Source organism: Stieleria sp. JC731 (assembly GCF_020966635.1).
Classification (GTDB): domain Bacteria; phylum Planctomycetota; class Planctomycetia; order Pirellulales; family Pirellulaceae; genus Stieleria.
This window is the reverse complement of record NZ_JAJKFQ010000002.1, coordinates 216,428-234,966: the sequence shown is the minus strand read 5'-3', so window position 1 is coordinate 234,966 and position 18,539 is coordinate 216,428. Positions and strand designations below refer to the sequence as shown.

Annotated in this window: 12 protein-coding genes; 6 read left to right on the top strand and 6 right to left on the bottom strand. The window is 54.0% G+C overall.

The window, feature by feature from the left end:
• Positions 1-77: 77 nt before the first annotated feature.
• From LOC67_RS06700 to LOC67_RS06690, 3 genes are all read left to right on the top strand, one after another.
• A complete protein-coding gene (locus tag LOC67_RS06700) occupies positions 78-416 on the top strand; it encodes an ATP-dependent Clp protease adaptor ClpS (RefSeq protein ID WP_230261759.1) in 339 nt (112 codons plus the stop codon).
• A gap of 15 nt (positions 417-431) precedes the next feature.
• The gene (gene mtaB / locus LOC67_RS06695) at positions 432-1,736 is read left to right on the top strand and encodes a tRNA (N(6)-L-threonylcarbamoyladenosine(37)-C(2))-methylthiotransferase MtaB (RefSeq protein WP_230261758.1); all 1,305 of its coding nucleotides are present in this window, start codon (positions 432-434) and stop codon (positions 1,734-1,736) included.
• Between the two features lie 117 nt (positions 1,737-1,853).
• Positions 1,854-3,938: a DUF5722 domain-containing protein gene (locus tag LOC67_RS06690; RefSeq protein ID WP_230261757.1), complete on the top strand. Its 2,085-nt coding sequence runs from the start codon at positions 1,854-1,856 to the stop codon at positions 3,936-3,938.
• A gap of 14 nt (positions 3,939-3,952) precedes the next feature.
• Here LOC67_RS06690 and LOC67_RS06685 read toward each other — a convergent pair whose 3' ends face one another.
• The 4 genes from LOC67_RS06685 to LOC67_RS06670 form a co-directional block, all read right to left on the bottom strand.
• Positions 3,953-7,765 carry a WD40 repeat domain-containing serine/threonine protein kinase gene (locus LOC67_RS06685; protein ID WP_230261756.1) on the bottom strand — a complete coding sequence of 1,271 codons (3,813 nt, stop codon included), beginning with the start codon at positions 7,763-7,765 and terminating at the stop codon, positions 3,953-3,955.
• A gap of 16 nt (positions 7,766-7,781) precedes the next feature.
• A complete protein-coding gene (locus tag LOC67_RS06680) occupies positions 7,782-8,570 on the bottom strand; it encodes an ECF-type sigma factor (RefSeq protein ID WP_230261755.1) in 789 nt (262 codons plus the stop codon).
• A 211-nt stretch (positions 8,571-8,781) separates the two neighbouring features.
• Positions 8,782-9,531: a 4'-phosphopantetheinyl transferase family protein gene (locus LOC67_RS06675; protein WP_230261754.1), complete on the bottom strand. Its 750-nt coding sequence runs from the start codon at positions 9,529-9,531 to the stop codon at positions 8,782-8,784.
• Positions 9,532-9,607: 76 nt separating this feature from the next.
• A complete protein-coding gene (locus tag LOC67_RS06670; RefSeq protein WP_230261753.1) occupies positions 9,608-11,329 on the bottom strand; it encodes a bifunctional folylpolyglutamate synthase/dihydrofolate synthase in 1,722 nt (573 codons plus the stop codon).
• A 438-nt stretch (positions 11,330-11,767) separates the two neighbouring features.
• Here LOC67_RS06670 and LOC67_RS06665 point away from each other — a divergent pair, with 438 nt between their 5' ends.
• The 3 genes from LOC67_RS06665 to LOC67_RS06655 are packed head-to-tail and all read left to right on the top strand — an operon-like array spanning position 11,768 to position 16,643.
• The gene (locus LOC67_RS06665) at positions 11,768-12,775 is read left to right on the top strand and encodes an ABC transporter ATP-binding protein (RefSeq protein ID WP_230261752.1); all 1,008 of its coding nucleotides are present in this window, start codon (positions 11,768-11,770) and stop codon (positions 12,773-12,775) included.
• Complete coding sequence (locus tag LOC67_RS06660) at positions 12,772-14,667, top strand: ABC transporter permease (protein ID WP_230261751.1); 1,896 nt, start codon at positions 12,772-12,774, stop codon at positions 14,665-14,667. The genes LOC67_RS06665 and LOC67_RS06660 overlap by 4 nt, the downstream gene beginning before the upstream one ends.
• The gene (locus tag LOC67_RS06655; RefSeq protein WP_230261750.1) at positions 14,664-16,643 is read left to right on the top strand and encodes an IRE (iron responsive element); all 1,980 of its coding nucleotides are present in this window, start codon (positions 14,664-14,666) and stop codon (positions 16,641-16,643) included. Before LOC67_RS06660 ends, LOC67_RS06655 begins: the two co-directional genes overlap by 4 nt.
• Before the next feature lie 99 nt (positions 16,644-16,742).
• Here LOC67_RS06655 and LOC67_RS06650 read toward each other — a convergent pair whose 3' ends face one another.
• Both LOC67_RS06650 and LOC67_RS06645 read right to left on the bottom strand, forming a co-directional pair.
• Positions 16,743-17,393: a lysophospholipid acyltransferase family protein gene (locus LOC67_RS06650; RefSeq protein WP_230261749.1), complete on the bottom strand. Its 651-nt coding sequence runs from the start codon at positions 17,391-17,393 to the stop codon at positions 16,743-16,745.
• Between the two features lie 11 nt (positions 17,394-17,404).
• Entirely contained in the window at positions 17,405-18,382 is a 978-nt protein-coding gene (locus tag LOC67_RS06645) for a phosphatidate cytidylyltransferase (RefSeq protein ID WP_230261748.1), read from the bottom strand.
• Between the last annotated feature and the right edge of the window lie 157 nt (positions 18,383-18,539).

Sequence of the window (18,539 nt, the reverse complement as noted above, 5' to 3'; positions counted from 1 at the left end):
GGGCCGGCCTCGCGTTAGTAACAGAGGGCCAAAACTGAGGTTCAGCGAGGAGCTCAGCAGGGAGCATTGAGTCGAGTATGTCAGAAAACGATGTCGTGGTGGCAGAACCAACCACCAAGAAAACCAATAAGACAAAGCCGAAACGACAGCCAATGTACAACGTCATCCTTTGGGATGATTCGGATCACAGCTACAACTATGTGGTCATGATGATGCGGAAACTGTTTCGGCATCCGGTCGAAAAAGGTTTCGAGATTGCAACCGAAGTCGACTTTAAAGGCAAAGCGATTTGCTTGACCACAACGCTTGAACATGCCGAACTAAAACGAGATCAGATACACGGCTTTGGCAAAGACGACCTTATTCCTCGTTGCAAGGGCAGCATGTCCGCAACCATCGAGCCGGTCGAAGGATAGTAACAACAGAATTTCATGAGCGCGAAACTGCGTGTGACAACGCTCGGTTGCAAAGTCAACCAGTACGAAACCGAACTCGTTCGACAGGGACTTCAGAAAGTCGGATTCTCCGATTGTGCCGATGGCGATCAAGCCGACGTGTGCATCGTTAATACCTGCACGGTGACGAATCAAGGCGATGCTAAAAGCCGTCAAGTGATCCGTCGTATGTCGCGAGACAACCCCAACGCACGAATCGTCGTGATGGGATGCTATGCGACTCGCGCACCTGAAGAGGTCGCCGCCCTTCCCGGCGTGGTGGATGTGGTGACGGACAAGCGAGAATTGCCGGACTTGATGTCTCGCTTTGGCGTCGTCGATGTGCCTACCGGGCTAGACGGATTCTCGGGCCGGCATCGCGCTTATGTCAAAGTTCAAGACGGTTGCTTGCTGCGGTGCAGTTACTGCATCATTCCACATGTGCGGCCAGATCTGACCTCGCGTCCCTTGGATCACATCACCGAAGAGGTCCAGCGCTTAACCGAAGCCGGCCACCGTGAAGTCGTACTTACAGGAATTCACCTGGGGCACTACGGCGTCGATTGGAATCGCAACAAGCCACGCGAGGACTGGACGCGGCTTTCTGATTTGATGCGCAGCCTTTGCGAGTTGCCCGGTGACTTCCGAATTCGCTTGTCCAGCATCGAAGCGACCGAGGTGACTCGCAGTTTGATTGCGGTCATGAACGAGTATTCCGATCGCGTTGTTCCGCACCTGCACTTGTGTTTGCAAGCGGGTAGCGATTCGGTGCTTCGCCGGATGCGACGTCGTTGGGGAACAAAGATGTTTCTCGATCGTTGTCGCTTGCTCCGTCAATCGCTCGTCAAGCCTGCGATCACCACCGACATCATTGCCGGTTTTCCTGGTGAGACAGACGAAGAGTTTCAGCAAACGCTGCAGACTTGTCGCGAAGCTGGGTTTTCAAAGATTCACGCGTTTCCCTTCAGCGCCCGCCGTGGAACACCTGCGGCCGAAATGCCCGATCAGATTCCCGGCGACGTGAAAACCGAACGTGTTCGACAACTCGGGGAACTCGAAACCGAACTACGCCGTGATTACTATCACAGCCTTGTTGGTGAAGAGGTTCAGCTGTTGGTCGAATCGATTCGTAAGCTAGCGTCAATTGGTCAGGCTGGAAACCAATCGGTTGTTCGCGGAACGACCTGCCGCTATGCCGCAGCCGAATTCTTGACTGAGCAAAATGGAATCGAAGCCGGTCAGCTGATTCGTGCCAAAGTCATCAGCGCCGATGACGACCGTGTGAATGTCGTTCCCGTTTAGTCGGCTTACTGGCAAGCTTCACCGCAGGTGTGCTGATCCAGCTCACGCTCTGACAGTCGCATTTCACATCAACTATGATTCGGGCCAGTTTCAATTGCTCGAATCGGTGTGATAAAGATGACTTCTCGGAACGTCGTAGCCGTTGTTTTGTTGGCTAACCTGCTTCTAAATCCGTCTTATGGGACGGCCTGCGCCGGCGGACAACTTTCGATTGATTGGCACAAGCTGGCGCCACGCAACAATCAAGTTGAGCTTCATTCGGGCGATTCCGAGATTGGGTTGACTACTCGCGGGACGGACCCATTCGTTTGGTTTGAATTGCCATCGTTGTCAAAGCAGCAACTCGACTGGGTGTTTGAGCTGAGCTACTTCTGTGCAGACGGGGTCGAGAATCTGGAATGGCGGATAGGCGATAATGCCAGCCTGTCACCGGTGTGGACGCTTCCAAATATTCCCAAGGCTGAAGGTTGGACGAACTACACGGTCAACCTTTCTGAATTACTTGCCGATCGCCTTCCGGTCCAAATGCCGGTGTCAGTGCGTGTGGATCTGGGCACCAAAGCTGACGTGCGAATCACCGTGCGGCATGCGATTGTCCGTCCAATGACCGAAGCCGAGCAGCAGCAACAAAAGGAAGAACGCGGCAAGCGTGAAGCCAAGCAACGGTTGGCCGAGCGAATCGCGAATCATCAAACCAGAACTTGGTCTGCCGACATAAAGCAAGTCGTCGCGATGCAAGGCGACATACGGGTTGCCGGAGAGTTAACGAAAGTGGATGACGGTCTTTCGTTGACCGTGCGTCTGCCTTCGGAGATTGCTTCAGAGTCATTTGGTGTGCAGGAACGTGAAACCTGGAAGTTGAATCCCAGCAGTGACGGGCGTTTTGAAGTTCGGCTGTCAAAAGCTGAATCGAGAAAGTTGCTTCCTGGTTCAAGATTCCAGATCGTCTCGCTTTCTGAGGATGGCAGGCAATGGCGACCCGAATCGGCCGAAGATTATATCCCTGTCAGTGTGGACCAGAGTGACCGCGAGCCACCAGCTGTATTGCATGCTGCGAAAGGTCTGACCTGTATCGATACACGATTCGATTCGGAGACACTTGTTGAGCTTGGGCTGGGGCATGCGTCGGTCAATCTGCTGATTGATGGCTTGGTTAGCCCCGAAGAAATCATTGGATGGGTTCCAACGGAAATCAATGGTCGTCAGTGGTGGGTCAACGAGGCAAGGCTATCAGGGTACGACCGCAACATCCGGGTCGCTCGGCAGGCCGAATGCGTTGTCGCGGGGATCCTGTTGATCCAATCAGGAAACCACCACACTGGTACTTCGCTTGCGCATCCAGAGGCAACCCAAGCAGGGCCTTATGCGATGCCGGATTTGACATCAGAACCTTCGGTGCACCGGTACCTCGCTGCGCTGGATGTGCTGGGGCGTCGTTATGGTGGATCTGAATCGATGTTGCGTGTTGACCATTGGATTGTTCACAACGAAGTCGACTATGGGTGGCAGTGGACCAATATGGGCGAGCAGCCTTTCGAGGTGTTTATGGAGCACTACCTGCGTTCGATGAGATTGGTCGACCATGTCATGCGGCAATACAACCGTCACTCACAAGTCTTCATTTCGCTAACCCACCGATGGAACGCGTCGGACTGCATCGCATGGAAGACCTATGCGCCAAGAGAGATGATTCGATGGCTAGCGAGCGATAGTCGACTGCACGGCGACTTTGCTTGGGGAGTGGCTTACCATCCCTATCCTGAGAGTCTTTGGAACGCAGATTTTTGGAACGATACCAAAGTCGACGATACTGATCAGACCGAGTTGATCACGATGAAGAATTTGTCCGTGCTTGATCGATTGATGCATCAGCCCGAGATGCGTCAAAAAGGCGGGGCACTACGGCCGGTGATCTGTAGCGAGCAGGGATATCATGCGGCTGTAGACCATCCCGAGCAGTTGAAAATCCAGGCACAGGCACTTTTAAAAACTTGGCAAACGCTTCGGAATTGCCCATCGGTTATCGCGTTTGATTATCACCGACCTGTTGATCACCCAAACGAAGGCGGCCTGCGTTTGGGGCTTCGCGGCTTGCCGAGTTCTTCCAACCCGATCGGAAGCCCCAAGCCCGCATGGGAGGTTTTCAAAGCGATCGGCACCAGCGACGAAGCGAGCGTGGCATCGCAATTGGGAATCGACTGATTCGTGATGATGTTCTATTTTTGATTCTCTGATTCGCCTGCTGGTCGTCCATTTAGGCGAATGACTTCGACGTATCCGGTCGGGTCGGCAATCAGCAGTTTGTCGCTGTTGGGGCTGAATTGGATCGACATGATACGGGTCTTTCTGGGGCCGATCGAAACCAGCTCGAGTCCACTGTTGGTGTCCCAGATTCGAATCATGCGGTCTTCACTGGCGGTCGCCAACCGGCTCCCATCAGTGTTTGCGGTGACACAATTGACCGGTGCCGCACTGACCATCAACTTGGTTTGAATTGCAGTACTCTCGGGGGCGAACTTTTGTTGGCGAAGTTCTGTGAGATTCCAGAGGTAGCACATTCCGTCACGTCCGACGGTCGCTAGCTGATCGTCATCAACAGATTCAATGTCAAGGATGCCACCACGGTGCCCTTCGTGTGTCCGGATAGTCTGGTTCGGCCAATGCTGACGCAATGTTGATTGCTGCTCGGGTTTATCTGCGGTCATTACGGGGAAACGCATTGGCAGCGATAGAAAACTTCCGTTAGCGGTCCCGATGAGCAGCAAATTCGCTTGTGGTGCAAAGTGCGCGGTCGTGATGACAGACTTACTTTCCAGGGCACGTTCCGATGGTTGATCGGGATGCTGTAGGTCATACAAGAGAACGCTGATTTGACGATTCTTTGCAAGCTCGGCCGGCGTTTGCGGCGACAGGCTTTTAACCGGCTTTTCAAGCCGCGTCACGCCAGCGACCACATATCGTTCATCGATGACGCATGCGGTTGTGAAATGGGAACGGCGGCTATCTGGAATATTTAATTGCTGAAGCGGTTCGCCGGATCCAGGACGCATGATGTGGATTCGATCCGCGCAAGCGATAGCGATTAAGTTGGCGGCCGACTGCTGTGGGTTGGCGATCGGCAGCGACAGTTGCCTCACTTGTTTGACCGATCGATGTTCGATCGTTGCTGATGGCAGTTTGTGAGTTTGGAATCCCGGTTGGAAGCTTTTTCGATGGTTCAGGCTGACCGCGATGATGTTGTCATTGGATAGCCATTTTGCGTCCAGAAGCCCGTGGCTTGGCAGTTCGATCGCATCGATGGACTGATGGTTTTCATGTCCCCACTGAAATATGTTGCCGTTGTCGCTGCACGAAACGAGATACGCGGTTCCAAAGTACTGCCGCAGTTCACGCGGTTTTAGGATCGGCGGGAACAGATAAGCCGCATCACGTACAGGCGATTCATGTCCGAAGTAGTCTTTGACGTGTCGAACACCCAATGTCGGCCGAATTTCAGTGGAAGCGGTCGGTGCAGAGGGCTCTTGATCATTCGCAAGACGCTGGGTGTCTGAGCTTGTTGCTGCTAAGGATGATTCGGAAGAGCTTTCTTGATTGGCAGCCAGTTGAGATGATTGATTGTCCGTCTTCGAAGAGGCGGCTTTTTCGTCCGAGGTGCCTTCCAGGTTTTGGGATGCTGAGTGTGGTTCGGACGATTCGGGTAAACCGATATTCCAGCGTGAGACGTTTCCATTTAGCGATGTGACCGCAAGTTCTCGCCCACTTGGTGCGAATCTCACCTGCGTCAGAGCTTGTTCTCCGACTCGAAATTGGCACAACGACTTGTTGGAATCATGATCAAGACAGCGGACATAAACCATGCCGCTTTCGTCGCACCATGCAACCCGTCGAGTCAGCGGATGGTAGTCCATGCCCATCATCGCGGTGCCTCGCCAGATCATTTTGTCCGACCGTAGTTGACCATTTTCCAAACGCCATCGCTGAACCATTCCGATATCACGTTGTTCCAACAGTTCACCCGGGATGGTCAGGCTTCCACGCGTGCAGTAGATCTCGTCTTCGCCAGTGAAGACGAGTGATGTGAATGCGGCTCGGTCCCAATGATACGATTCGGCTAGTTCGAAAGCACCCGATTTTGACAGCTGATAGCGAGTGATCCAGCTTGACCAATCTGGTCGAACGTTTTCGCCAAGTTCGTTTCCACCGGCGACGACCAGTTGATTGGACTTTGGAGAAAAGGCCAGCGTATTCGCATTTGTTTGATCTGCTTGTTCGAGATGCTGTGCCAGTTGGTTCTCTTCAAGGTTCCAAATAAAAACGTCGCCATCGATATTAGACCAGGCGAGCCATTTCCCATTGGGGCTGGTCGCTAGGTCAGTCACTTCGGAAACGCCCGCGTAGAGAACCTCGGGTTTAGGAAATCGAGGACGCTTGTTTGGGTCTTTTAGAAAGAGCGGTTTGTGAGCGGGTAATTTCCATCGGATGACTTTGCCATCCGCGGATGCGGCAAAAAGGAATCTTCGTTGGTGGCTGACTTCGAGCGAGTTGATCGGTGCGTCAAAATCTTTGTTGGCTTTTCCGTTTAGGATCGATTGGGCTGGCGAGTGGGAAACCATATCGAGCAGTTGCCATTCCCAGTTCCTTGCGGCAACGGGAATTTCACGCAACATAGCCAAGCCACGATGGCGGTCGCCACTTTTGATTTCCTGGGATGCTCGAGCCAACTGTACCATGTGGTGTTCGGTAACCAGCTCGCGGTTTTCAACAGTCTCTTCGATCAACTTGTCGACCAGCCGATGCTGACGGAATTGAGAGACCGCCAGGAAGATAGTCAGGAGAACAATCAACGGCACCATCGTTCCGAGCAACGTCGCGATCGGGTGTAGCCGCATCCAAACCCGAACATTCTCGATCGCGGAAACCTTCCTTGCCTTAATCGGTTCGCGTTTTCGAAAACGAATCAGGTCATCGCGCAGATCGTTGGCGGTTCGGTATCGACCGGTGGGGCTTTTGGCCAAGCATCGGAGCGTTATTGTTTCCAAATCGCGTGGGATGCCTGCGCGGCGTGAGCGGGGCGGGACCGGAATGTTCGTTTTGTTCGCCTGAATGACTTCGCGTGCTTTGCCAACAAACGGCGGTGCACCGGTCAGCATCTCGTAAAGAATCACACCGAGCGCATAGATGTCCGTCGGTGGTTTATTTCCATCGTCACCGCCTTCGGCTTGTTCGGGGCTCATATAAGCAGGTGTACCAAGGACAGTGCCCTCGCTTGTTAAGCCATTGGATAGCTGTGGGTAGCTCGCCAATCCGAAGTCCAGCACCATCGGACGATTCTTGTCCAGCATGACATTAGCTGGTTTTAGATCTCGGTGAACGATGCCGCATTCGTGCGCGGTGGCGACCGCATCGGCAATCTGTGCCATCCAGTCGGCGGCCAAGTCAAAGTCCAGGGGACCGTGTTCCTTCATGTACTTGGCAAGAGATGGTCCATCGATCCATTGCTGAATCAAAATCGGCAAGCCGTCTTCGATTAGCACCTCATGAACTTGGACGACATTGGGGTGGCTAATTGCTGCGGCGGCGCGTGCTTCGGTTTGAAACCTTGCCGCATTCGTTTCGCTCATCACTCGTGTCGCATGGGGAACCTTCAGAGCGACCCAGCGTGCAAGACGTGCGTCGCGAGCGCACCAGACGCTTCCCGTTGCACCTGTGCCCAAGCGTTTACGAATTTCAAATCGGCCCAGCCAGACTTTATTCGAGTCGAGGGTGGCTAATTCGGCGAGTCGACTTTGTTTGGGTAGACGCCGACTTCCGATTTCCCCTGGCGACGCCGTTACGGTTTGCTCGCGAGTTTCTTTCGCATCGCGATAGGCCGCATCGATCGCATCGAGTTCATGCATCAATTGATCGCGCCAACCCGATGGCACACCGGCCAGGAACGGTGCGCGTTCGGTGTGTCCTTCTTGAAGCGACGCTTCGTAGGCATCGCATAGGCGGTCGATCGTGATCCACTTTTCTCGTGAATCGTCCATCGGATTGTTCGACGGTTCAGGCTGGCCGCTGTTCATCGGCGTTCTCCAAAATCGGTATCCACAATCGCCGAATCAAGTTCAGCTTGCGCTCAACCGTCCGTGTGGCACAACCGAGTTGGGACGCGATTTCTTCGTTCGTGAATCCTTGCAACTTTAGCGAGACGATCCCGCGTAGCGTTGCTTCGGAAAGCTCTTCCAAGAATCGTTCCACGACTTCGTTGGACGCAACCTGCTCGTCACCACTTTGCTGTTTACGATCACTGACAGCATCCATCGGATATTCTTCGCGACGACCGACACCGCCACGATCATCGATGCGTCGCCGGATCGCGGTGTCGCCTGCACCACCTCGATCGCCCGTCACACTCAGGCCAAGACGGTCGTTGGTGGTGCGATCCGCTGTGGCTTGCGAGCCATTGGGTTTTGCGTTTGCTGGAGGGTCAGGCTGCGCGTTGTTGCCACCACGGCGTGAGCCTTCACCTCCTCGACAAAGGGCATTGTCATATCGCACCGAGTCGATCGCCTTATTGCGAGTCAGTCTGGCCAAAATCGCCCAGGCCTGACCTCCGGTGACCAATGCATCGAGTTGACCGGTTTCGATGCGATCAAAGAAACTGCGGAAAGCGCTTTGTGCGACGTCTTCTTCATCAGCAAGCCCGCCACCGGGGCTGAGTCGACCGCGTGCGATCTTTTCCACCGGCGCACGATAACACCGGTACAGTTCTGCAGCCGCTGCTTGGCGCTCGTCTTCTGTGATCGCCTTGCGGAGGCGATTCAGAATCAATGTGATGGATCTATCAGACATCGATTTCAAGGCGGAAGAGAAGGATTAGCCGTTGCCCTCGGAGCCGAGCCGCCAGCCCTCGACCCAAACTCGACCATAAGATTCTGACATAGATACCCACTTAATGTCAAAGAAATCAACGTTCGAACAGGCCGATTCTCAATGTCGACCTAAAAACCCGTGCGCATTGTCGAATTGAGATTCGCACCGGTGCAGCTATCTGTACGCAATGTCACCACTCGTTTTGGTCGAAAGCTCTCCAGTTCACCGATACGTTCGATTGACCGCTCGAGACGTGTGTGTGATCGATTTGAGTTGCCACAGCAGCAGTGGCGATGAAACCGTCTCGAGGTTGATGACAGATGAAGTGCCACGAGCGACCGTCAGCGAGTTTCGGATTCAAGAATCGGATCTGAGGCTGCGCGGTTTCGATGCCTTCGAAGGCGAAGTCAGCGAGCGGTGTGAACAGCCCTGTTCCGATCGCTTTGATGAATGATTCTTTGAGCGTCCAGATCTTCAGAAAGTAAAACTTCTGCTCTGTCGCTTTTTGGGAACGAAGGAAATCAACCTCAGGTTCTGAAAAGTATCGGTCAGCAACTTCAGTCGTGGTGCGGCGATGAAGTGATTCGACATCGACGCCAATGGACTGTACAGAGTCGTCATCGGTGATCCCGCAGACAACTAAACCATCGGTGTGGGCGATGTTAAACGGGACTTTGGCCGATGGCGGTGCATCAACTTCGGGTTTGCCATGTGTGCCGGCACAGAAACGAATGTCATGCGGTCCAACTTGGTCTTTCGCAAGCAACCTGCGAGCCATCGCGCGGCCGATGACATGCTGGTTTCGGGTTCGAACCAGGCGATATCGATCAGCGTTCTGGAGCTCTTCAGCGGGTAGCCATTGTTCGCAGTGTTGTTCGAACGCGCCTCGTCGCTGGCTGTCTGCGGCAGAGTGCCAAACGTCAAGTTGGATCGTTTGCATGTTCGGTGCGAGCGAAAGGCTTAATTGCGAACGGTGGGTGGTTGAAAATGATAGGGCATCGGTGAGTCGTTGCAGCTCAACCGTTGGGGCTGAAATCGCGATTGGTGTACGTACCGAGTTTGATTTGGTCGCACGGTTTGCGACTGCGCCGGACGATCTGATCGCGTAATTCGCCTGCAAGATAAAACGAGCCACAGACAATCACGGTACCACGTTCTGTTGCCAGAAGATTGCTGTTTGGGCGAGCGTGGTTTTCGTCGGTCGCCCTGACCGCTGCGATTGCCAACGCGTGGTTCGGATTGGGCTCGACCTCGATGCTGATTTGCCTTTCAGTTGTAAGGTTCTGTTTGGCTTGATCAAATGCGTCGTGCACCGTCTGCGATGGCATTGCGCGGGGATTGGTTTGGTACTGCGTGCAAATCACGTGGTCGACCACATCGACTAATTGTGCGGCCATCACGTGGACGTCTTTATCACGGCTGGTGCCGAAGACCAGCACGATGGGCCGGTGCATCGCTGCATCCGCTGTGGAGTTCGTCACCCGTGATTTGATTGCACTGCACAACGCTGCGATCGAGTCCGGGTTGTGCGCGGTATCCAAAATCAGCTTGGTCGGATTTGGCAGCGTTGTCCCAAAGTCGTCCATGAATGCGTCTTCGGGCAACACAAATTTCTCTAACCGCCCGGCACACCGAACGGCATCCAGACCTCGCTGCATCGCTTGGGAAGACAGCAAAGTTCCGTGCATTGCGAAGCGTTCATGGAGCATTGCGAAACGTTCCTGGAACGTTTGGGTTTGTTGCAAGGTCCGGCAAATGGTGATAGCCACACTCGCGTTGTCGGCTTGATGTCTTCCGATCAAAGGAAGATCAACGTCGAACGATTCCGTCGCCGCGTTGATTTTTTGTGATCGCACACTTTTGCTTTTGGGATTTGGCGTACCCGCATCGCGTTCGAGATAGGTAAACCGGGTGCCACATTGCGTTTCAGCAATTTGGTCGGCCGCAAAGTCATCTTCGATGTGTAAGACCGAGCACCGATGCTGCTCTGCAATTTCTTGGATGACTCGAAACGGTCCTGCGTCTCTGACTCCGCAAACCACCGGGACGGAAGGTTTGATGATGCCAGCTTTCTCTCGCGCGATCTCCTCTAGCGTATTTCCGAGCACATGTTGGTGGTCCAATCCGATCGAAGTGATCGCTGTGACGGTGCTGTGGCAAACATTGGTACTGTCCAGTCGTCCGCCCAAGCCGACTTCAAGAACGATCGCATCGCAGCCACTGAGGTCGAAATGCAAAACGGCAAGAGCGGTTGTCAGTTCAAAAAATGAAAGCCCTTGGCCCAGGCGATCAAATTCTTCGACCACCGGTTTGACGCGTTCAACGAGTCGGACAAGGTCTTCGTCGCTACAGGGATTCCCGTTGATTCGGAATCGCTCGTTAAGGCGAGTCAGGTGAGGCGAGGTGTAGAGTCCGGCCTTAATCCCTGCGGCAGCCAAGATTGAACTGACCATCGTGGTTGTCGAGCCTTTGCCTTTTGTTCCGGCTACGTGCACGATCGGTACCGTGGTCTGGTTCTCGCGGTCCGCGTTTTCCGCATCGGTGCGATACGAAGGGTGAAGATATCTGGTCAGCCCGAGTGAACGGAACAGTTCAGCGGTGCGATCCAAGCGGAATTCGTGTTCCGACGAATTCGAAGCGATCCTTTCGTAGTCGATCCGCCCGTAGAGGTATCCGACGGCTTCTTCGTACCCGACGCAATTGTCAGCGGGTGGCATGTCGGATTCAGATGCAGGCACGTCGTTCAATCTAGGCACGTCGACTGGCCAAAGGCGATGAAGAAAAAGGTACGTGAATCGGAATAATCGGATCGATCCGCGCGGTCAATTTGGTTCCGCAAGTTCCCACCATTCGCGCCGCAGGCACCCCCAATGCGAACCGGCGGGCGATTTAGCAGGCGATTCGCCATGACAAGCTCGGCAGTTTGCGAAAGGAATGCCCCAGCGGATTGAAGCGCATTGTGGCAAGGCAAACCGGATTTTGGCAACGACCGGTGTTGCCCGTTTGCCGGCGGTTGGGTGACTGGAAAGCTGGAATCGCCGTAATGGTTCCCAGAGGCCCCCTCGATAGAAATTGACACCGAAAATGACCGAACCGGTTTCGGGTCACTCGCGTAGCGTAACCATCCTCGATTATCCACTCGAATTCTTACCCTCCTCTGATACGGAACGCTGTTCGTGGACACCGATTCAACAGCAGTCGCAAGCTCAACCGAGGCTGGCGCCGAAAATGCAACCGCTACTGCGTCAAGCCAGCCCGCAAGCAGTGACGTGGTCATCGAAACCCGCAACCTGAACAAGATTTACAAGGACTTTTGGGGCCGAAAGAAGGTCCACGCGGTGAAGTCGCTTGATATCGAAGTCCGCAAAGGCGAAATCTTTGGCCTGTTGGGCCCCAACGGTAGCGGTAAGTCGACGACGATCAAGCTGATCCTGGGGTTGTTGTTCCCCACCAGCGGCCGAGTGCTGGTTTTTGACAAAGACGCGACCGAAACCAAAAAGAACGAACGGATCGGCTACCTTCCCGAAGAGTCGTACCTGTATCAGTTTCTAAATGCCGAAGAGACACTCGATTTCTACGGCCGCCTCTTCGACATGTCCGGCACCCAGCGCCGCCAACGCGTCAACGAATTGTTGTCGCTGGTCGGGTTGCAAGCCGCACGTCACCGACAATTGCGTGAATACAGTAAAGGGATGCGTCGCCGCGTCGGTTTGGCTCAGGCCCTGATCAATGACCCGGATTTGGTCCTATTGGACGAACCGACCACCGGTCTGGACCCGATCGGTATCCGCGAAATGAAGGACCTGATCTTGGCCCTTCGTGATCAAGGCAAAACCGTTCTGCTATGCAGCCACCAACTGGGCGACGTTCAAGACGTCTGTGACCGGGTGGCAATTCTGCACCAAGGCGAGCTAAAAGAACTCGGACGCGTCAGCGATCTGCTGAAAGTTCGCGACATCACCGAAGTCCACGCGACCGGATTGTCCGACGACGCCAAGCAAGAGATTCGCGAAGTCATCAGCCGTCACGGTGGTGACCTGAAATCGATGGACAATCCGACCGCGACGATGGAAGACCTGTTCCTGGATATCGTTCGTGAAAGCGAAGCTCGTCCAGGTGCTCGACGCGTTTCGGCTTCAATGGCTGACAAACCTGAATCGAATGAAGAAGGTGACCAGTCATGAAGTTGCAACCCGATGATTTCTGGACATTCTCGGAATGGCTGATGCGTCCGGGGGCGTTCTTGGAAAGCGCCCTTTTGAAAGGCGGTGTGCTGATCGTCCTGGCGATCGTGCTGGGGCTCCTGGTCGGTTACATCATTTCGTCCGCTCGCTATGGCCCGGGTGAAGGCTTTTACGCGGTCGCACGCGCCGTTCGCGATTTCTTTCGAACCGATTTGCCTGGCACGAGTCCACGCCGAATTTTCGCGCTCGCCCGCTTGGCATTTAAAGAAGCGATTCGACGCCGCGTCTTGTTTGTTTTCGGTTTGTTCGTCGTCGTGCTGCTACTGGCAGGATGGTTTTTGAACCCTGAAAGCGACGATCCCGCCCGTCTTTACATCAGCTTCGTCCTCACAGCGACAAACTATCTGGTGTTGGCGTTGGCACTTTTCATCAGTGCTTTTTCGCTACCACAAGACATCGAAACTCGGACGATTTACACGATCGTCACCAAGCCGGTTCGATCCAGCGAGATCGTGCTGGGCCGGATGCTGGGTTTCATCGGTGTCGGCACCATGATGTTGGTCCCGATGGGATTGCTTAGCTACCTATTTGTGCGCCGTGGACTGGACCACACGCACGTCGAAGTGGTAGACGCGACGCGTGACGAAAGCGGAACGATTACCGGTAAGACCGACTACGTTCGTAAGCACCAGCACAATTTTACGATTGAGTCCGACGAAGAAATCGGCGTCACCGATTTTGTTCGTGGTCACCGTCACGTCGTTCGCAAGATCGATGACCAAACATTCGAAATCGGCCCACCGACTCAGCAATTGCGAGCACGGATTCCGGTTTATGGTGACATTCAGTTCTATGACCGATCTGGTGCACCAAAAGATGCGGGGATCGACGTCGGTGCAGAACAAATGGACGGCGGCTACGGTTCGGCAGGTATCTCGCGTTTCATCGGAATCGCCCGTGGACCACGTAAGTTGGAACACAGCTATGTCGAAGGCGGCACGCTGGGCATGGCCGAATTCACCTTTGATAACGTTGTTCCGTCGCTTTATCCCGATGGCATTCCGGTTGATTTGTCCGTTCGAGCCTATCGGTCTTACAAGGGCGATATCGAATCGGGCATCCGTGGTTCATTGACGATGAAGAACCCCGACACCGGGGCGGAGTCTAATCCGATTCCTTTTGTCGTCGAAGAATATCAAATTGACGAGCGGACGCTTCCATTGCAGATCGAAGGTACCGATTCCGAAGGTGCCACACGTGAACTGAGCGTTTACGACGACTTGGTCACCGAAGACGGTCGCATGCAGTTGATTCTGCGTTGTTTGGATCGTAGCCAGTACCTAGGCGTGACCAAGAGTGGGGTCTACCTACGTCCCGCCGAGTCTTCTTTCGGTTGGAATTTGACTAAAGCGTATATCTCGATCTGGTTCCAAATGACCATGATCATCGCTTTTGGTGTGATGTTCAGTACGTTTCTAAGCGGTCCCGTCGCGATGGTCGCCACAGCGGTCTGTGTCTTGATGGGCTTTTCCGCCGAAACGATCTACGACACTCGTTATTACATCGATTCACCGATCGAACACGGTGGTGGTCCGATTGAGTCACTTGTGCGATTGGTCAAACAAGATGCGATGACGACCCAGTTGGACGTCGAAGGCGTCGCGAATACGTTGATCAAATCTGCCGATGCCGGAATCGTGTATGCACTCGATGCCGTCGCTACTGCTCTACCTAACTTGCCGCGCATGGTCGGAACAGCCGAGTATGCTGCCAGTGGTGTGAACATCTTTGGTGCGGTGCTTGCCCGTCATGGTGTTGCGACACTGGGATATTGTTTGTTGGCCTTTCTAATCAGTTACTTCTTTTTGAAATCTCGCGAGATCGCGGCATGAACCAGTCGACTGCTTTCCGTCGCAAGATCATTTATCTCGTCATCCTTGTTGCAACATTGGTTCCGTTGTATCTGCTGGGTCGGCCGTCCGATGGGACGCCCGACTCTGGTGGGCAACTGGCGCTGATGCGGCAAAAGTATGGGATCGCCGAAAGTGATCTTGGCGAAATCAGCCCCGCTAGTGAAACAATGAAACTCGCTTCATTGGGGCTTCGTGGTGTCGCCGCGACTCTGTTGTGGGACAAGGCTCACAAGTATCGCGTTGCACACGAATGGGATCGCTTGAAAGCTTCCCTCAATAACATCGCGTTGCTACAGCCTCACTACGACAAAGTTTGGGAACACCAAGCGCACAACTTGGCGTACAACGTGTCGATTGAGTTCGACGATTACCGTCAACGTTACGAAATGGTCCGCGAAGGTACCGAGTTTTTGACTCGTGGGGTTCGGCAAAACCGAAAGGCGCCGCGTCTGATTTGGTACACCGGCTGGTTCTACGGACAAAAGCTCGGGATGTCGGATGAGAAGAAGCAGTTTCGACGTTTGTTCTCTGAAGACAAGATCCTGCATGCTTCGCTTGCAAACGAAGGGATCGCCGTCGACAGCAACGAGGCAAAAGGTCCTGACCAAAAGCCGGATAACTGGTTGGTCGGGCGCCTGTGGCTGAACCATGGCTACGACCTGGTTGATGCAGGTGTGAAAATCCGTCGCCAGTCGCCGATCAACTTTTTCGAAACCGGTCCGAAGTGGCTATTTAAGCATGCCGAAGCGATCGAAAAAGAAGGCGTGTTGGATGAACGTGCCGTCCGTGCCTACACCAAATCAGCCGAAGGCTGGGAGCAGTTCGGACGACGAAGCGTTCCTACGAACGATGGTTTCTCGATCAAGCTGGGACGTATCAACGACCTGAACGCTCAAAAGTCGGAGAAGCTGGACGAGTTCCGTAAGGTTGCAGGCGACGTCTACGAGCAAATGCGTGAAGAGAAAGTCGCCGCGTTGCCCATCGATGTTCGAAAGGTTTATGACAAAGCCCCTGAAGAACGTACTGAAGCTGGCAAGCAGGCGATGCCCGCGATTCTCGCTTCGATCGAACCTGATCGTGAAGCGGTTCTCAAACAACTGCCGCAAGCCGAGCAGCTGACCGCGATTCAGTTGATCGACGAGATCAAAGACTTGGACGCGCAGATCCAAAAGACCGATAGCTATCGTCGCCAAATCAACTACATCTACTGGGAAAGCTTGGCGATGGCTGAGCAAGAAGAGCGGACGGTTGAGGCACGCCGGTTGATTTATGAAGCCGAGAAGGCAAATGCCGACGCAGAAATCTACGTCGCAATTGAAAAGTACAAGAAGGCGTTTGAAATCTGGGCCGAGATCTTCGACGACTATCCGATTTTGACAATCGATGATTCGGCAGAAGACCTCTACATGTCGATTCGCCGATACATGATCGCGATTGATTCGGAAGATCTTCCTGACGACTTCCCGTTGGCAACGTTCGCCCGAATGATGAACAGTGAAAACGGTATCCAGAATGCCGATGCGTATAAAACTGTTCGTGAACAACAGGGCGAGTTGGCTGCCAACCGTAAGAAAGAACTCGAAGAAGAAGAGCGTGCTCGTGAGTTGGAAGCGATGAAGGCTGCTGAAGAAGAAGCCAAAGCTGACTCTGATGCTGAGCCTGCGCTCGAGTCGGCCGAAGAACCTGCTGATGCTGAGATGGCAGCAGAAGACAATGAGACCGTGTCCGAGCCGGAGCAATCGTCTGAGTCAAAAGCAGAGAGCGAAGCTGAAGCGAGTGACTCCGAAGTAAGTGACTCCGCAGAGGGCGGTGATCAATCGGGCGGTGCGGAATCTACGACTGAAGAGATGGCCGAAGACGCCGCTGAATCTGAAGATACTGCCGCGGAAGAACAACCAGCGACCGAATCTGATCCAGGGGCCGATGAGGAGTCCGAAGAGGTCGAATCGAACTGATCGACTGAAGCGACTTCGCTAAATTGGAAATCATGAAAGGCACGGGGATAAAACCTCGTGCCTTTCTCTATGTCTTGAACGCATTTCCAGGGGACAGTATTAATCCCATTGGCCACCACCGAGTTCGGCCGATAGGGAATCGATTGAATCGTTCAGTTGGCACATGAAATCGCGTTTGGAAAGTCCAGACGGGAGTGGGCTGCCAAAAACGATGTCACAGAGAAACGGCACCAAGATCGCCTCTCCTTTCGGTAGGGCTTTGCCCAGTCCACGCATGAAAACCGGAATGATGGGGACCTCGGGGTGACGTCGCGCCAAGTGTGCGACGCCGGTCTGTAGCTCTTTTAGCAGTTCAGGTTCACCTCGGGTGCCTTCGGGAAACAGTAAGACGATCTCGTCATTGGCCAGTGAATCCGAGATGTCTTGTAGAGGATGCCGACCGTCGGGGCTTCGCCCGACTTGGTTGCGGTCAATGGGGATGATTCCGACGATCTTCCTGGCGAACCAACTGCGTAGCGGTCGGCTTAAAAAGTAGTCCGCTGCGGCCACCGGTCGGACCTTCTTGAGACGCGACAAGCCGAGCACGTGCATTAGAGCAAAGACGTCCAAATGGCTATTGTGGTTGGCAACGATGATTGCCGGACCATCACCAGGAATTCGCTCGGGATGCTTTAGGTTTGTTCCGAGAATGACGATCATCAACGGCCGAATGACGATCGCGAAAAATAGCCATCGCAATTTGTGGTTCATTCGGTACAGGCTCAGCCGTAGAAGTAATAGACGAAGTGGAAGAACAGTGGCGCGGTGAATATCAGCGAGTCAACTCGGTCTAAAACGCCACCATGGCCAGGAAGAGTCGCGCCGAAGTCTTTGATTTTCAGATCGCGTTTTAGAGACGACATGCAAAGGTCACCAAAGAAGCCCGCAAACGCAATGATGACTCCTGCGATGCCAGAGCATTTCCAATCCATCAGCGTCAACTTGGGGCCAAGGATGATGGAGACGAGGATCGTTGTTGCAGCGCCACCGATCAGTCCGGCATAGGTTTTTCCTGGACTGACCGTGGGGGCGACTTTTCGGCCGCCGCAGGATTTACCCCAACAGAACTGAAAGATGTCGTTCAGTTCTGTCATCAACACCAGCAGCAATAGAAGCCCTGGCCCGGGATGGCGTTTGCCGACTTCGGAAGGGTAGCTACCAATAAGCCGAACCGAATCGGATAGCGTCGGATCAAAGGTCAGCAGGATCGCAGCGTGCGACAGGCTGAAAACTGTCAACATCAAACCCCAATGTAGGGTGCCCGCAGCTTTCAGAAATCCTTCGGTACGGCCGATCGTGATCATTCGGGCTGGCAAAGCGATGAACATGATGACCGGAATGAACACGATGAACATGCCGTACCAGTTCACTGCCGCAAAGTAGTACTGAAGCGGAATCGTGGCATAGGCGTAGAACAATACCCGCCGATCTGCCCGACGTGTCGGCGTCATCGACAAGAACTCTTTCAACGCCAAAAAGCTGACAAATGCGAAGAGCCAAACTGCTGAGTTTGCTGCGGGGACGATCGCTGCAACGAACAAGCCGACGATGACCCACCACGTTTTGATACGGCTAGTTAGCTCGCCATCTTGATCCTTGTTGAACAACCATCTTGCGACCAAGACCAACACGGTTGCAGCGCCGAGGGCGACGGCAATGCCCAAAAGGGTGTAACGGACTTCGATTGCTAGGTGTTCCATAGACCTACCAAGATAGTTGATTCTGGTGGGGGCGTGCCGCCGGATGGTGGACGCCTCAGCGATAGATACCCAAGAGCCCGCCGCTGCGCTATCGATACGCCATGCTGCGCACAAATCCTGACAAGCAGGCTCTTGTGTGGAAACACACACGCGCACT

Coding starts and splice junctions, on each gene's coding strand:
- LOC67_RS06645 (WP_230261748.1), bottom strand. CDS start 18,382: ATGGAACACCTAGCAATCGAAGTCCGTTACACCCTTTTGGGCATTGCC.
- LOC67_RS06650 (WP_230261749.1), bottom strand. CDS start 17,393: ATGAACCACAAATTGCGATGGCTATTTTTCGCGATCGTCATTCGGCCG.
- LOC67_RS06675 (WP_230261754.1), bottom strand. CDS start 9,531: ATGCAAACGATCCAACTTGACGTTTGGCACTCTGCCGCAGACAGCCAG.
- LOC67_RS06680 (WP_230261755.1), bottom strand. CDS start 8,570: ATGTCTGATAGATCCATCACATTGATTCTGAATCGCCTCCGCAAGGCG.
- LOC67_RS06700 (WP_230261759.1), top strand. CDS start 78: ATGTCAGAAAACGATGTCGTGGTGGCAGAACCAACCACCAAGAAAACC.
- LOC67_RS06690 (WP_230261757.1), top strand. CDS start 1,854: ATGACTTCTCGGAACGTCGTAGCCGTTGTTTTGTTGGCTAACCTGCTT.
- LOC67_RS06655 (WP_230261750.1), top strand. CDS start 14,664: ATGAACCAGTCGACTGCTTTCCGTCGCAAGATCATTTATCTCGTCATC.
- mtaB (WP_230261758.1), top strand. CDS start 432: ATGAGCGCGAAACTGCGTGTGACAACGCTCGGTTGCAAAGTCAACCAG.
- LOC67_RS06660 (WP_230261751.1), top strand. CDS start 12,772: ATGAAGTTGCAACCCGATGATTTCTGGACATTCTCGGAATGGCTGATG.
- LOC67_RS06685 (WP_230261756.1), bottom strand. CDS start 7,765: ATGGACGATTCACGAGAAAAGTGGATCACGATCGACCGCCTATGCGAT.